13 protein-coding genes are annotated in these 13,921 nt (G+C 58.9%); 9 read left to right on the top strand and 4 right to left on the bottom strand.

Going from position 1 to position 13,921, the window contains the following annotated elements; translation table 11 throughout:
* Positions 1-2: 2 nt before the first annotated feature.
* The gene (locus tag E5180_RS02880; protein ID WP_138923073.1) at positions 3-1,259 is read right to left on the bottom strand and encodes a vWA domain-containing protein; all 1,257 of its coding nucleotides are present in this window, start codon (positions 1,257-1,259) and stop codon (positions 3-5) included.
* Positions 1,260-1,335: 76 nt separating this feature from the next.
* The gene (locus tag E5180_RS02875) at positions 1,336-2,247 is read right to left on the bottom strand and encodes an AAA family ATPase (protein WP_138923072.1); all 912 of its coding nucleotides are present in this window, start codon (positions 2,245-2,247) and stop codon (positions 1,336-1,338) included.
* Between the two features lie 211 nt (positions 2,248-2,458).
* Between E5180_RS02875 and E5180_RS02870 the strand changes: the two genes are divergently transcribed.
* From E5180_RS02870 to E5180_RS02855, 4 genes are all read left to right on the top strand, one after another.
* Positions 2,459-3,448, top strand: coding sequence for a phosphoadenosine phosphosulfate reductase (locus E5180_RS02870; RefSeq protein WP_138923071.1), 990 nt, complete (start codon positions 2,459-2,461; stop codon positions 3,446-3,448).
* Positions 3,449-3,519: 71 nt separating this feature from the next.
* The gene (gene pyrC / locus E5180_RS02865; protein WP_138923070.1) at positions 3,520-4,560 is read left to right on the top strand and encodes a dihydroorotase; all 1,041 of its coding nucleotides are present in this window, start codon (positions 3,520-3,522) and stop codon (positions 4,558-4,560) included.
* A 93-nt stretch (positions 4,561-4,653) separates the two neighbouring features.
* The gene (locus E5180_RS02860) at positions 4,654-5,334 is read left to right on the top strand and encodes an orotate phosphoribosyltransferase (protein WP_138923069.1); all 681 of its coding nucleotides are present in this window, start codon (positions 4,654-4,656) and stop codon (positions 5,332-5,334) included.
* Positions 5,335-5,491: 157 nt separating this feature from the next.
* On the top strand, positions 5,492-6,994 hold the full coding sequence (locus E5180_RS02855) for a replicative DNA helicase (protein ID WP_138923068.1): 1,503 nt from the start codon (positions 5,492-5,494) through the stop codon (positions 6,992-6,994).
* A 31-nt stretch (positions 6,995-7,025) separates the two neighbouring features.
* Here E5180_RS02855 and E5180_RS02850 read toward each other — a convergent pair whose 3' ends face one another.
* Both E5180_RS02850 and E5180_RS02845 read right to left on the bottom strand, forming a co-directional pair.
* Positions 7,026-7,751 (bottom strand): sterol desaturase family protein, encoded by a 726-nt coding sequence (locus E5180_RS02850; protein WP_138923067.1) that lies wholly within the window; start codon positions 7,749-7,751, stop codon positions 7,026-7,028.
* Positions 7,752-7,763: 12 nt separating this feature from the next.
* Positions 7,764-9,095, bottom strand: a complete 1,332-nt coding sequence (locus tag E5180_RS02845; protein WP_138923066.1) for an alpha/beta hydrolase family protein — start codon at positions 9,093-9,095, stop codon at positions 7,764-7,766.
* A gap of 219 nt (positions 9,096-9,314) precedes the next feature.
* Here E5180_RS02845 and alr point away from each other — a divergent pair, with 219 nt between their 5' ends.
* The 5 genes from alr to E5180_RS02820 all read left to right on the top strand — a co-directional run bounded on the left by alr (position 9,315) and on the right by E5180_RS02820 (position 13,755).
* Positions 9,315-10,349, top strand: coding sequence for an alanine racemase (gene alr, locus E5180_RS02840; protein WP_138923065.1), 1,035 nt, complete (start codon positions 9,315-9,317; stop codon positions 10,347-10,349).
* On the top strand, positions 10,339-10,848 hold the full coding sequence (locus tag E5180_RS02835; RefSeq protein WP_138923064.1) for a paraquat-inducible protein A: 510 nt from the start codon (positions 10,339-10,341) through the stop codon (positions 10,846-10,848). The genes alr and E5180_RS02835 overlap by 11 nt, the downstream gene beginning before the upstream one ends.
* A 128-nt stretch (positions 10,849-10,976) precedes the next feature.
* Entirely contained in the window at positions 10,977-11,744 is a 768-nt protein-coding gene (locus E5180_RS02830; protein ID WP_138923063.1) for a DNA repair protein, read from the top strand.
* A gap of 60 nt (positions 11,745-11,804) precedes the next feature.
* Positions 11,805-13,172: a DNA repair protein RadA gene (gene radA / locus E5180_RS02825; RefSeq protein ID WP_138923062.1), complete on the top strand. Its 1,368-nt coding sequence runs from the start codon at positions 11,805-11,807 to the stop codon at positions 13,170-13,172.
* 28 nt (positions 13,173-13,200) lie between these two features.
* Positions 13,201-13,755 carry a CvpA family protein gene (locus tag E5180_RS02820; protein WP_093732581.1) on the top strand — a complete coding sequence of 185 codons (555 nt, stop codon included), beginning with the start codon at positions 13,201-13,203 and terminating at the stop codon, positions 13,753-13,755.
* Positions 13,756-13,921: the final 166 nt, after the last annotated feature.

The raw sequence follows: 13,921 nt of genomic DNA, 5'->3' as shown, positions 1-13,921 counted from the left end.
CCCTAACGGTCGATCAGACCCATCAAACGCGTTTTCTCGCCCCTGTCATCGGGGCGGGAAATCACCTCTGCCAGCTCCTCGAGCGAGGCAATCGAATGGCCGGCGCGAAAACTGTCAACATAGGGCAGCATTGCGCGAATGCCCGCCGCCTTGGGCGCAAAACCGTCCCACCGCAACAACGGGTTCAACCAGATCAGCCGCCGCGCTGACAGCTGCAACCGCTGCATCTGCCGCGCCAGATCGTCGGGCGCGTCGCGATCCAGCCCGTCAGTGATCAGCAGCACAACGGCACCCTGCCCCATGACCCGCCGCGACCAATCGCGGTTAAACGCCTCTATGCTTGCGCCTATACGGGTACCGCCTTCCCAATCCTGCGCCTGTGCCCCTGCCGCCTTCAGCGCGGCATCCACATCGCGGGTGGCCAGATGGCGCGTGATATTGGTCAACCGCGTCCCGAAGGTAAAGGCATGTACCTGCGCCCATCCCGCGCCCTTGGCATTGCTCACCGCATGCAGGAAATGCAGCACCATGCGGGAATACTGGCTCATCGAGCCGGATATATCGCAAAGCACCACCAGATTAGGATAGCGGGGGCGTGGGGTCTTAAATGCCAGCTTGTGCATCTCGCCGCCGCGCCGCAGAGCCGCCCGCAGGGTGCGCGCCGCGTCAATCCGCCCCCTCGGGGAAGTCATGGCGCGGCGCGAGGGCATGGGTTTAACCGGCAGGCTCAACCGCGCCAGCATCTTCTTGGCCTCAGCCACCTCGGCGAGGCTCATCAGTTCGAAATCAAGACTGCGCAGACGTTCGCGCGAGGACATCGTGAGGCTCGCGTCGACCTTGATCTCTGTCTCGCGATCATCGTCGGGGCCGTCTTCTTCGCGTTCGGGCGCTTCGGCACCGTCCAGCAGGGCTTCGGCGGCGCGTTTCTCGGCGGCTTGAGCAGGGCGGTCTTCCTGTACGCCACGGATTGCCGGCAACATCGCCGCCATCATATGTTCCAGATACCGCGGATCGCGCCAGTACAAACGAAAGAGCTGCGCAAAGATGATCCGGTGTTCGGGACGGTTCACGAAACAGGCGTGCAGCGTCCAGTAGAAATCGATCTTGTCCGTGAACCCCGCCACTTCGACCGCGCGGATCGCGTCGATTACGCGCCCGGGGCCGATAGGCAGTCCGGCACGCCGCAGTGCACGGGCGAAATGCGTAATGTTGCCCGCAAGTTTCGGATTATCCGGCAGCTCTAATGGCAGATGTTCCATCAGGCAGTTGCCCACCGGGGGCTCTCAGCCCCCGGACCCCCGAGGATTTTTGTCCATTTGGAAGCAGTGGCGCGGCTCAACTGGATGGGTCCAGACTGGCTTTGGCTTGATCCAGAATCCGTTTCGCTTCAGAACCTTGCAGCTTGGCGATGTCATCTTGGTATTTAAGAATAGCGCCGAGCGTGTCGGCGATGGTTTCGGGGCTCAGGTTGATCACATCCAGTGCAAGCAAGCATTTTGCCCAGTCGATAGTTTCGGCCACGCCGGGTTTCTTGAACAGATCTTCAGTGCGCAACTGCTGAACAAAGGCCACCACCTCGCGGCTGAGCGCGCTGGAGGCTTCGGGGGCGCGGGCGGCCAAAATCTCCATTTCGCGGGTGAAGTCTGGATAATCGACCCAGTGGTAAAGGCACCTGCGTTTAAGCGCATCATGCACCTCTCGCGTGCGATTAGACGTCAGGATCACGATTGGTGGTTCGGGGGCCTTGATCGTGCCAAGCTCGGGGATCGTGACCTGAAAGTCGCTGAGCGCTTCAAGCAAGAATGCCTCAAAGGGGGCGTCCGTGCGGTCAAGCTCATCAATCAACAAGATCGGCGCACCCCGATCGTCTGGGCGCATCGCCTCGAGCAAGGGCCGTTCAATCAGGAAATCATCGCTGAACAATTCGGTGGTAAGCTGACGTCGCGACGTATCACCCGTCGCCTCCGCCGTTCGGATGGCGACCATCTGTGCCGGAAAGTTCCATTCGTAGACGGCTGTCGAAGCATCCAGACCTTCGTAGCATTGCAGCCGGATCAGTTTGCGGTTCAGCGCAAGGGCAAGCGCTTTGGCGATCTCTGTCTTGCCGACGCCCGCTTCGCCTTCCAGAAATAGCGGGCGGCCCAACGTAAGGCTCAGGAAGACGACTGTCGCCAGCGGACGGCCGCAGACATAGCCCTGCCCCGCAAGCAGCTCTTGCACGGCATCAATCGAAGGGGGCAGTTGCATGGCGTTCTCCCGTTTTGGCTGGCACGAGTGGTGCATTCTGATCCGGCGCGGTCAAGGGCCAAGCGCGTCGGAGGCACGAGACTTTGCCTTGGATGCACCACACAATGTGCTATAAATATGCCTTAAATCTCCGCATTTTTGCCTTAATGCGCCGATACCTCATACCAAAGCCTAGGGTTCCTTGGCCCATTTACGATTGAGGACGTTTACCATGATCGATACCCCCTTCACGCTCGAGACATCATTTGCCGATTTTTCGAAAGATGCGTGGCTAGATGCTGTTGCCCAAGTCGCGCAAGACGACGGGTTCTACGAGGCGCTCGGACGCAAACATCATGCGATCTTTATGAAAAAGACGAAAACTCTGCTGGTCAGCTTTGAAACCATCAGCGGGATGCGCGCCCTGTCGTCATTGGCACACCCTTTGGGATGGGAAATGGTCCGCAGCGAAGACTGGTCGCATTTGTGCATCGCCTCCGAAGGGGATACGTGGTTTCGCGACGAAAATGTCTATGCGTTCTTCGACCGGTTGATAGACGACGGGTTCTTTGACGGGTTCGACCGGGTGATTTTCTACGGTGCGGGTCCGGGTGGCTATGCGGCGGCGGCCTATTCTGTTGCGGCCCCCGGCGCACGGGTTGTTGCCATTCAACCGCAAGCGACGCTGGATCCTAGTGTGGCCGAATGGGACGATCGTTTCATCGAGATGCGCCGTACAGATTTCACATCCCGTTTCGGCTATGCGCCCGAAATGCTAGATGCCGCCGAAGCAGCGTATGTTATTTATGATCCAGCAGTGCCCTTGGATGCGATGCACGCCAGCCTCTTTACCCGCCCCAATGTCACCAAATTGCGCATGCGGCGTATGGGATCAGCATTGCAATCCAAGCTGCTAGATCTGGATCAGTTCGAAGCCGTGCTGACCTTGGCCGCCGAGGACGGATTGAACGTCGAAAGCTTTGCGCGCTGCGCACGTGCGCGTCGCGATCACCGCCCCTATCTGCGCAGCCTACTGAACGCACTGGAGCAGGATCAGCGCGAAACTTTTATCCTGATGCTATGTCGCTGGGTAAACGAGCGCATCTCTGCCCCGCGTTTCGCACGGCGTCAAAAACAAATCGAGGCCGACATCGCGCTTAGAAACGCGTCGGCGGGCGACGCTGACGCGGATCAAGACAAGGCCGCCCAAAAGTCGGGATAACTGCGATAGAACCGCCGCAGGTGCCATCCCAAGACTAGCGCGCCCGCACGCCCTGTGCTAGCGGGGAGCCCATGACACAGACCCTCACGCTTCGACGTCCCGATGATTGGCACCTGCACCTGCGCGACGGCGCGATGCTGGATGCCGTATTGCCCTATACCGCCGCGCATTTTGCCCGTGCAATCATTATGCCAAATCTTGTGCCTCCGGTGGTGCGCGGTGCGGATGCCGCAGCCTACCGTGATCGCATCCTTGGCGCTCTGCCAGAAGGCGCAGTTTTCACGCCATTGATGACGCTTTATCTGACCGAAGACACCGACCCTGATGATGTGGCCGCGGCCCATGCCAGCGGTCTGATCACTGCGGTCAAGCTTTACCCTGCCGGTGCAACGACCAACTCTGCCAGCGGCGTCGCAAATTTCGACAACGTCGCGCCCGTGCTTGAACGGATGGCCGAGATCGGCCTGCCCCTGTGCACCCACGGCGAGGTGACCGACCACGAAATTGATATTTTCGACCGCGAGGCCGTGTTCATCGACCGCGTGCTGGACCCGATCCGCAGCCGCCACGCTGGGCTGAAAGTCGTGATGGAGCACATCACCACCGCCGACGCCGCCCAGTATGTGACCGAAAGTACAGGCAATCTGGCAGCAACCATCACCACGCACCATCTGGTGATCAATCGCAATCATATCCTCGCGGGCGGGATTAAGCCGCATTACTATTGCTTGCCTGTTGCCAAACGCGAGATCCACCGGCTTGCCTTGCGTGCTGCAGCGACATCCGGCGATGCGCGGTTCTTTCTGGGCACGGATTCCGCGCCCCACACGGACGAGAACAAGCTGCTGCCCTGTGGCTGCGCGGGCTGCTTTACCGCGCCAAACACCATGTCGATCCTCGCCGAGGTGTTCGAACAGGAAGACGCGCTGGAGCAGCTTGAACGCTTTACCTCGTTGAACGGGCCGGATTTTTACGGGCTGGCACCGAATGATATGACGATGACGTTGACCCGCACACCGGCGACTTATCCCGATCATATTGACACGCCTGAAGGGCCGGTCACCGTTTTTGATCCTCTGATGCCGTTGAACTGGTCCGTCAACTCTGATTGACCACCCCGCGATATAGACTTTTGCCGACCCAGTTATGATGCGGGCCGGCAACCAACGACTGCCTTTGCCAAGGCCCCAAAAGGAACGCACGACATGATCCCTACCAGCTATCCCGACTCGACCGAAATGGCGCGCCTGACTGCGCGGATGTTGCTGGAGATCAAAGCGGTCCATTTCAACGCGGCAGAGCCTTTCACCCTTGCTTCGGGTCTGCCAAGCCCAACCTATATCGACTGCCGCAAGCTGATCAGCTATCCGCGTATCCGCGCCACCTTGATGGATTTCCTGACGGTGACGGTGATGCGCGAAGCCGGTTTCGAGGCGTTCGACAATATCGCGGGCGGTGAAACTGCGGGTATTCCTTTTGCCGCGATGGTGGCCGAACGCATGGCTCTGCCGATGACCTATGTGCGCAAAAAGCCCAAAGGCTATGGCCGCAACGCCCGGATCGAGGGTGAAATGACGGAAGGCCAACGGGTTTTGCTTGTCGAAGACCTGACAACCGACGGCGGGTCAAAGATCAGCTTTGTCGACGCGATTCGTGATACGGGTGCGACCTGTGCGCATACGGCGGTGATCTTTTACTACGGTATTTTCCCGCAAACCGAAAAGACCTTGGGCGATCACGGGGTTACGCTGCATAGCCTGTGCACCTGGTGGGACGTGCTGGCCGAAGCCAAAGCGCAGAACGCTTTTGACACCGAAACCCTGACCGAAGTCGAAGCCTTCCTGAATGCGCCCGAAGCCTGGCAAGATGCGCGGAAAAACCCCTAATAGGTCCACATGATATTGTGTCGCGTGGTGCAATGCCACGCGACATATGCTACGCTAGCCCAGAGATCAGGTTATCCACAGCTTATAAAGATTGCGGGATGACGGGCGGCTCGGGTAGACAAGCCTCGGGTCATTTATCAGTGGGACGACACGTAGCATGAACGAAATTTCAAGCATCGACGGCAACCAGCTTACGGTTAAAGCGGCAGAGACGATGCCGCATTCCATCGAAGCGGAACAGCAGTTGCTGGGTGCAATTCTGACGAACAACGATATCTATGATCGGGTGGCGTCGGTCATTGGCCCCAAACATTTCTATGACCCCGTCCACGCGCGTATTTTCGAAGTCGCCGCCGCACGGATTGCAAAAAACAACCTCGCCTCTCCCGTGACGCTCAAGGCGTTCATGGAGGATGACGAAGGGCTGAAAGAACTGGGCGGGCCTGCCTATCTTGTGCGTCTTGCCGGTGCCGCGATCAGTGCCTTTGCCGTGCGTGACTATGCGCAGATGATCTATGATCTGGCGGTGCGCCGTGACCTGATCCAGCTGGGCCGCGACATTTCCGCCAAAGCAGCACAGGTCGATGTCGCATCAGAGCCGCGTGAACAAATCGTCGAGGCAGAACAAAAGCTCTATAAGCTGGCGGAACAAGGCCAGACCGAAAGCGGTTTTCAGAGCTTTCTAAAGGCCGTTACCGATGCGGTGAATGTTGCCAACGCCGCCTATCAACGGGATGGGGGCCTGTCTGGTGTCTCTACCGGTTTGATTGATATGGATAAAAAGCTGGGTGGCTTGCACCCGTCTGACCTTTTGATCCTTGCGGGTCGTCCGTCGATGGGGAAAACCTCGCTGGCGACGAACATCGCCTTTAACGTGGCCAAAGCTTATCGGCGCGGCACCTTGCATGACGGCACCGAAGGCGCTGTCGATGGCGGGGTTGTCGGGTTCTATAGCCTCGAGATGAGCGCCGAACAGCTGGCCGCACGGATCCTGTCCGAAGCAGCAGAAATCCCGTCGCAGCAGATCCGGTCCGGTGATATGACCGAAACCGAATTCCGGCGCTTTGTGGACGCCGCCAAGGCGCTCGAGGCCTGCCCGCTGTATATCGACGACACGCCTGCCCTGCCGATCAGCCAGCTGGCTGCCCGTGCGCGGCGGCTCAAGCGGACCCACGGGTTGGACGTCTTGATCATCGACTACCTTCAACTGGTCCGCGGGACAGGCAAAGGCGAAAACCGGGTGAACGAAATCTCGGAGATCACCATGGGCCTCAAGGCCATCGCCAAGGAGCTGCACATCCCCGTGATCGCGCTGTCTCAGCTGTCGCGTCAGGTGGAAAACCGCGAAGACAAACGCCCGCAGCTGTCGGATTTGCGTGAATCCGGGTCGATCGAACAGGATGCCGACGTCGTGATGTTCGTGTTCCGCGAGGAATACTATAAAGAACGCGAAAAGCCCGGTGATCACGAGCTGGACAAAATGGCGATCTGGCAAGAAGAGATGGAGCGTCTGCATGGTCGCGCCGAGGTGGTGATCGGCAAGCAGCGTCACGGACCGATTGGCACTGTCGACCTAAGCTTCGAAGGACGCTTCACCCGTTTTGGCAACCTCGTGAAACCTTGGCAAAGTGATAACGGCGGCGGCGATCAGGAATTCTAATCACCCCACACATCACATCACGCGCAGCGGTTTAGACGACTGCTGCGCGTGAGATCTCTGCCTCTGACAGGTTGTATTTCGCGGCAAAGCGGTCCCGTGCCGCGACCAGCCTTTGGTCATCGGGACGCATCCCCAACGTTCGAATGAATTCGATCCGTTGTTGATGCTTCAGCGCCTCTCGGTTGATTGATGTCCCCATCACGCGATCGATCACTTCCCCGCCGGGGCTGACGTGAAACCATTTACTGAAATCGCGGAAATGGTGCTGGTTGTGCAGCGTGGTCACGTACCGCTCTACCCGCGTTTTGGACACGTTCACATGTGCTGTCATGTGGAACCACTCATAGATCAAAAACGTCAGCACGCCGCCTACAGGCACCACTGCCACCGAAACCCACCCCGCCTGCGGCACCCCGATCAGCGCGAGCACACCCCAAAGCACGCCCCCGTTCACCACCAGCATCGGCAACGCTACCCAGATCGGAACGAAAAACAGCTTGGTGTTCGTCGGAAAATCATGGTGGCCGTAATGCGCCATATAAAGCAGGTCAAACGCCCACTGCGCCCTTGGGGGTGTCAGGTGGAAAACATAACGATGCAGATTGTACTCATTCAGCATCTGCGCCGCGACCCCCAACGGGACCAGCGCCCAGACCCACAACGACGCGAACAGCGCCAAGCCGATAAGCCCTGCCACGCATGCGACCGCCATCACCGCGACAGCCGCATGCGAGAACATGATACGCAGACGCATCATGCGCGTGCCTCCTTATTCAGGAGACATGGTTTCATAGCGCAACCCCTTGGCGGTGTCCTTGTCGAACCCCTTCCAATAGTTGTGGTCCTCTTTCGGGGTACCGTCCTCGTTCATCGACCAGACCCCGTCGTTGGAGTTTTCGACGAGATCAAGATAGCCGTCCATTTCGGCGTCGCCTTTCAGGTGCTGCCCCATCCAGACCGTGGCGAAATGCTGCGCAATATTGTTCATACGCGCCGTGTCCCAGACCGGATCAGTGTAGTGGCTCGAGACATTGAACCCCAGATCAGCGTCATCGCGGAAGGATTCTGCCGGTGCAGGCATGGGTGCCGCCGCATTGTGGCCGCCATTTTCAAAGGTCAGCAAGGCACGGTCGACGCTGCTTGCGTTCTCCCAAATGCCGCGCACCCCTTTTTCGTAGAGCGATACCATGTCTTCCGACCCTGCCATGAACAGCATCGGAATCTGTACCCCCTTCAGCCCTTCGGCGTCCCAAAAGCCTGTGTTCATACCCCAGGGGCCGATTGCAATCGCGGTCTTGATCCGCGGGTCAGGCAGGTTGGTATGCGTCTCTGATCCCGCCTGATGGATACCCAAGGTGCCGTGCGGTCCGCCCCAGCCATATCCGACCGAAGCTTCCGTCACGCCGCCGCCTGCAGTAATCACCGCGCCGTAGCCGCCCATCGAATAACCGATCAAACCGGTGTTATCCGCGTTCACCAATCCGTTCAGGAATGAACTTTCATCCTGCGACAGACGCGCCATTTCATCCAGAACGAACAGCTGGTCCAGCGACCGGTTCACCAACGTGGAACCAAAGGCAGCCTGCGTGCGATAGGTCGAATCCGTGTGGTCTATCGACGCCACAACATAGCCTTTCGACGCGATATTTTCCGCCAGATGCGACATCAGGAACCGGTTACCGGGATATCCGTGAGAGACGATGACCAACGGATAGGCGGCGTCGGGCTGGGTAGGATCCACGTCGCGCATGGCTTTGCCTTGCAGGGTGACTTCGGTCTTGCCATCGCGAATGAACGCCTTGATCGCGGTGTCGCCCGTGGCCCCCTCTGCTGCGGGGTACCAGACCTCGACGGTCAGGGGGCGGTCATAGCGTGGTAGGGTTTCGGGTTTATCAGCCGCCGGATCAATTGACAGAATATCGACCTGGTCCTTATGCACCAGATCAAGCTGGCGCACCCCGATGGCAGCGTCCCCGTAGGCCGCCATATCCGGTGCGTTCGGCATCTGTGTGTCGATCCGGTTCTCTGCCTGCGCCATGGGCGCGGCCATTGCTGTGATCACCGCCAAAGCAGTCCCCGTCGTCTTTGTTGCAATTCGCATGATGTTTCTCCCGTCCTATATCCGGCTGCTGATCGTAGCCTGTCTTTTGTCAGGCACAGGCTACCCCGTTCGCGGCACCATGCAAGCGTCATGCGAAGGTTTCGTTACGTTAGGGAAATCAGTTCGATAAACCGCCGGTGGTCCCCAGGAGGACGGATATTTGAACGCGACGGGTGCTGGTGGCTTGACCTTCGCGGGTATCCGGTCGAAACAAATCCTATGACAACAGCGACCCTCTCCATCGACCTCAATGCGATTGCCGCCAACTGGCAGGCGCTGAATGAAATGACCGGCTGCGAAACCGGTGCCGTGATCAAGGCCAACGCCTATGGTCTGGGGATCGACCGCGTCGCCCCTGTTCTGGCAGCCCAAGGGGCGCGCAAGTTCTTTGTTGCCGTCGCCGAAGAGGGCGTAGCGCTGCGCCGCGTATTGGGGCCCGGCCCTGCGATCAACGTCTTTGCAGGGCATATGCCCGGAGACGCCGATATGATCCGCTCTGCCGCGCTGACACCGATGATCAATTCGGTCGACCAGCTGATCGCGCACGTCGAGACCCTTCCCGGCCATCGTTTCGGCGTTCAGCTCAACAGCGGTATGAACCGTCTGGGCATGGACCCCGCCGAATGGAGCGCGCTGCGCGACATCGCACTGGCCCAGAACCCGACGCTCATTATCTCTCATCTGGCCTGCGCAGACGAACCGAACCACGCGATGAACGCCCGCCAGCTTGCAACCTTCCGCGAGATGACCGACGGGCTGAACGTACCGCGGTCACTGGCGGCCACGGGTGGCATTCTGCTCGGGCGTGACTATCACTTTGATATGACCCGCCCCGGTATCGGGCTTTATGGCGGGCTGCCCTTTCTGGATGCACAGCCCGTGGTGACGCTGGATGTGCCCGTTATTCAGGTACGCGAGGTCAGCACAGGCCACTCTGTCGGCTATGGCTGCGCTTGGACTGCACCGCGCCCGTCGCAGGTCGCCACCATCGCTGCCGGCTATGCCGATGGGCTGATCCGCGCCTTGGGCAACGGGGCGACCCTGACACACGAGGGCCGCAGATTGCCGGTCATCGGGCGTGTCTCAATGGATTTGATTACGGTCGACGTGACCAGCCTTGCCGAGGTGCCCGAACACCTGCAGTTGATCGGTGGCCATCAATCGGTCGATACCGTCGCAGGGTTTGCGGGCACCATCGGATACGAGGTGCTGACCGCGCTTGGGGCCCGCTATGATCGGGTCTATGTCGAATGATCCACCGCAAAAGGGCGTAGGCCGCGCAAAGACGCTGCTGCGGTTTTTGAACCTGTCGTTGCTGATCCTTTATCCCGTCGCATGGGGTGCGCCGCTGTTGCGTGCGGGCGTGCTGCCACTGTTCGGACTGACCGAGATCTCGGTTCTGAGCGGTTTGAAATCGCTTTGGCAAACCGACATGTTTCTAGCGCTGGTGGTGGCGCTATTTGCGTTGGCGGCCCCCTATGTAAAGACTGTCGGGCTGGCGCTGGTGCAGTTTGATCTTATCGGCCCGCGCACCCTACCTATCTTGCAGGTAGTTGGCAAACTGGCGATGGCGGACGTTTTTTTAATTGCCCTCTATGTGACCTTGGTCAAAGAGATCGGGATCGGTCGGATAGAAACGGCCTGGGGTCTTTATCTTTTCACTGCATGTATTCTAGCGTCTGTTTTAATAGGCTATCTTACGCAAAAATTCGCCGACCATCGGGGGCGACCACGTCACCACAACTCCCGTTAAGGTTGAATATAGGGTATTTTGGCCCTTTTAGATCGATTCTTTTACCAAAAATAGAAGATTTTCTTCGCCTTTTGCCGGCGCCGGCATATTCTTGCTTATAACGGACACATAAGCACAAGGTGAGACAGATGAACGCGTTGACGGCACTTATCCAGTATATCTTTCAAAGACTCGCAGTCGCGCTATTCGCTGTTGCCGCCGTGGCGATTACCGTCTCGACTGTGATGGCGGCCTTGGGAATATGGGCGTGGGTCGAACTGCCCATCAGCTATGCCGGTGAACCGGTCGAGAACGCGGGCATGTACGCACAAATCGGGTTGACCTTTTTGGCCGTCGGCATCTGCTTTTTCCTTCCGACCAATCGCCGTGTCATGCAGCTTGAAACGTCACACCGCCAGTTCTCTATGAATATGAATGATGTGACCCGCGCTTACGGTGCGGTGCATGCGGCGGATCGCGGTGAAGTGTTTCAGATGTCGTCGGAGTTCGATTCCGTGCGTGAACGTCTGGCCTATCTGCGTGACCACCCTGACCTGAGCACGCTTGAGCCCGCCCTTCTCGAAGTTGCGGCACAGATGAGCCATATCTCCAGAGAGCTCGCGACGGTCTATGCCGACGAAAAGATCGAACGCGCGCGCAACTTCCTGAAAGAGCGTCAGGAAGAGGTGAACCTGTTCAACAGCCGTCTGGATCAGGCCAAAGGTATCACCACCGAGATGAAGCATTGGCTGCACGAGGTCGAGCTTGAAGAAAGCGTTGCTGCGGCACAGCTGGACCGTCTACGCGCCGAAATGCGCGAGATCATGCCAGAGCTCGGCATCGACCGCATGGTGACCGCCGATGATATGGCGCGTGATTCACGGGTTGTCGAACTGCCCCCCAAAGCCGCAGAGTAACTCTGCGTGATCTGCACGGTTTTGCTTTGACGTTGCTCGTTTGTTCGGCCAGAAAGACGCATGGCTAAAACTCCCGTTACATTCTCCTGCGCCGCCTGCGGTGCTACCTACAACAAATGGTCCGGGCGCTGTGACGCCTGCGGTGAGTGGAACACGATCCAGCAAGACAAGGGCGTGGCCTCGGGTCCGCCCAGCAAATCGCTGAGCACACGGCGCGGCGCGGCGATGGTGCTGACCAACCTCACGACCAAGGACACCCCCCCGCCCCGCAGCCAGTCCGGCATTGCTGAGCTTGACCGCGTGTTGGGCGGCGGGCTTGTACCCGCGTCTGCCATTCTGGTTGGCGGCGATCCGGGCATCGGGAAATCCACACTCTTGCTGCAGGCCGCCGCGCATTTCGCCCGCAACGGCTTGAAAACGATTTACGTCAGCGGCGAGGAAGCACCGGCACAGGTGCGTATGCGCGCACAGCGGTTGGGGCTGGCCGATGCCTCTGTGCAGCTGGCCGCCGAAACCAACCTGCGCGATATTCTGACCACGCTGGAAGAAGAAAAACCCGATCTCGTCGTCATCGACTCGATCCAGACGATGTGGGCTGATAATGTCGATTCCGCTCCAGGCTCCGTCAGTCAGGTCCGCGCCGCCGCGCACGAGCTGACAAGCTTTGCCAAACGGCGCGGCGTATCGGTGATCCTTGTGGGCCATGTCACCAAAGACGGTCAGATCGCCGGCCCTCGGGTGGTCGAACATATGGTCGACACCGTGCTCTATTTCGAAGGCGAGCGCGGGCACCAGTTCCGAATCCTGCGCGCGGTCAAAAACCGTTTTGGCCCGGCGGATGAAATCGGCGTGTTCGAAATGACGGGCCAAGGGCTGGCCGAGGTGACCAACCCCTCTGCCCTGTTCTTGTCCGAACGCGGCACCCCCGCGGCGGGGTCGGTTGTTTTCGCAGGTATTGAAGGTACACGCCCCGTCCTATGCGAGCTGCAGGCGCTTGTGGCCCCCTCGCCTCATTCGCAAGCACGGCGCACGGTCGTCGGCTGGGACGGCGGCCGTCTGGCAATGATCCTCGCCGTGCTAGAGGCGCGCTGCGGCATCCCCTTTGCGGGGCTGGATGTATATCTGAATGTCGCAGGCGGCATGAAAATCTCGGAGCCCGCAGCGGATCTTGCGGTCGCTGCGGCGCTGTTGAGTGCACGAGAAGACGTGGCCCTGCCCGCAGAAACCGTAGTTTTTGGGGAAATCAGCCTGTCCGGTGCGCTACGCCCCGCCAGTCAGACCGAAAATAGGTTGAAAGAAGCGCAAAAACTTGGTTTTACCAGCGCCATCGCGCCCGCGGGCGGAAAACCTGTGGGCAAGAACGGCATAACGCTTAATACCATGAGCGATCTAACCGGATTTGTAGGCGAAATATTCGGGGCTGGTTAACCGCCCCTTCAAGGAAGGCAAGACGATCATGGAAGGTTTTACCATCATTGACGGGGTTGTGGCGCTTGTCATTATTCTGTCCGCTTTGCTGGCCTATGGCCGCGGGCTTGTACGCGAATTTATGGCCATTGTCGGCTGGATCGCCGCCGCGATACTCGCGTTTCTCTTTGCGCCGCAGGTCGAACCGCTGGTGTCAGAAATTCCGGTTGTGGGCGAATTTCTTGCCGACAGTTGTGAATTATCGATTATCGGGGCCTTTGCAATTGTCTTTGCCATCGCGCTGATCGTGGTGTCGCTGTTCACCCCGCTGTTCTCGTCGCTGGTACAGCGATCGGTTCTGGGGGGTCTTGATCAGGGGCTTGGGTTCCTCTTTGGTGTGGCCCGCGGCATCCTGCTGGTTGCAATCGCGTTCTTTGTCTACAGCACCGTGATCACAGGCCAGTCCTTTACCATGGTTGATGAAAGCCGCTCTGCTCAAGTGTTCGGGCGCTTTACCGGCCAGATCGAAGACCAAAACCCCGAAGCTGCACTGGGTTGGATCACCACCCGCTATGAAGCGCTGGTTGGTGCCTGCGACGTCTGATCGCCGCCAAAACTTCGACATAACATACCTACGCTCCCGTTTTCGGGGGCGTTTGCGTTTTGGCAATATGTTGCATCGCAGCATTTGACCGTGCAAATTGTAACGGCGGGGTGACAAGGCGCGTTCTAAGTCCTACACAGCCCCTATCCTTTCATCGGATTCGGAG

This window comes from Sulfitobacter sp. BSw21498, assembly GCF_006064855.1.
In the GTDB taxonomy this organism is placed as follows: Bacteria; Pseudomonadota; Alphaproteobacteria; order Rhodobacterales; family Rhodobacteraceae; genus Sulfitobacter.
Note: the sequence above shows the minus strand (reverse complement) of the source record. Positions and strands in the feature narration are given on the sequence as shown.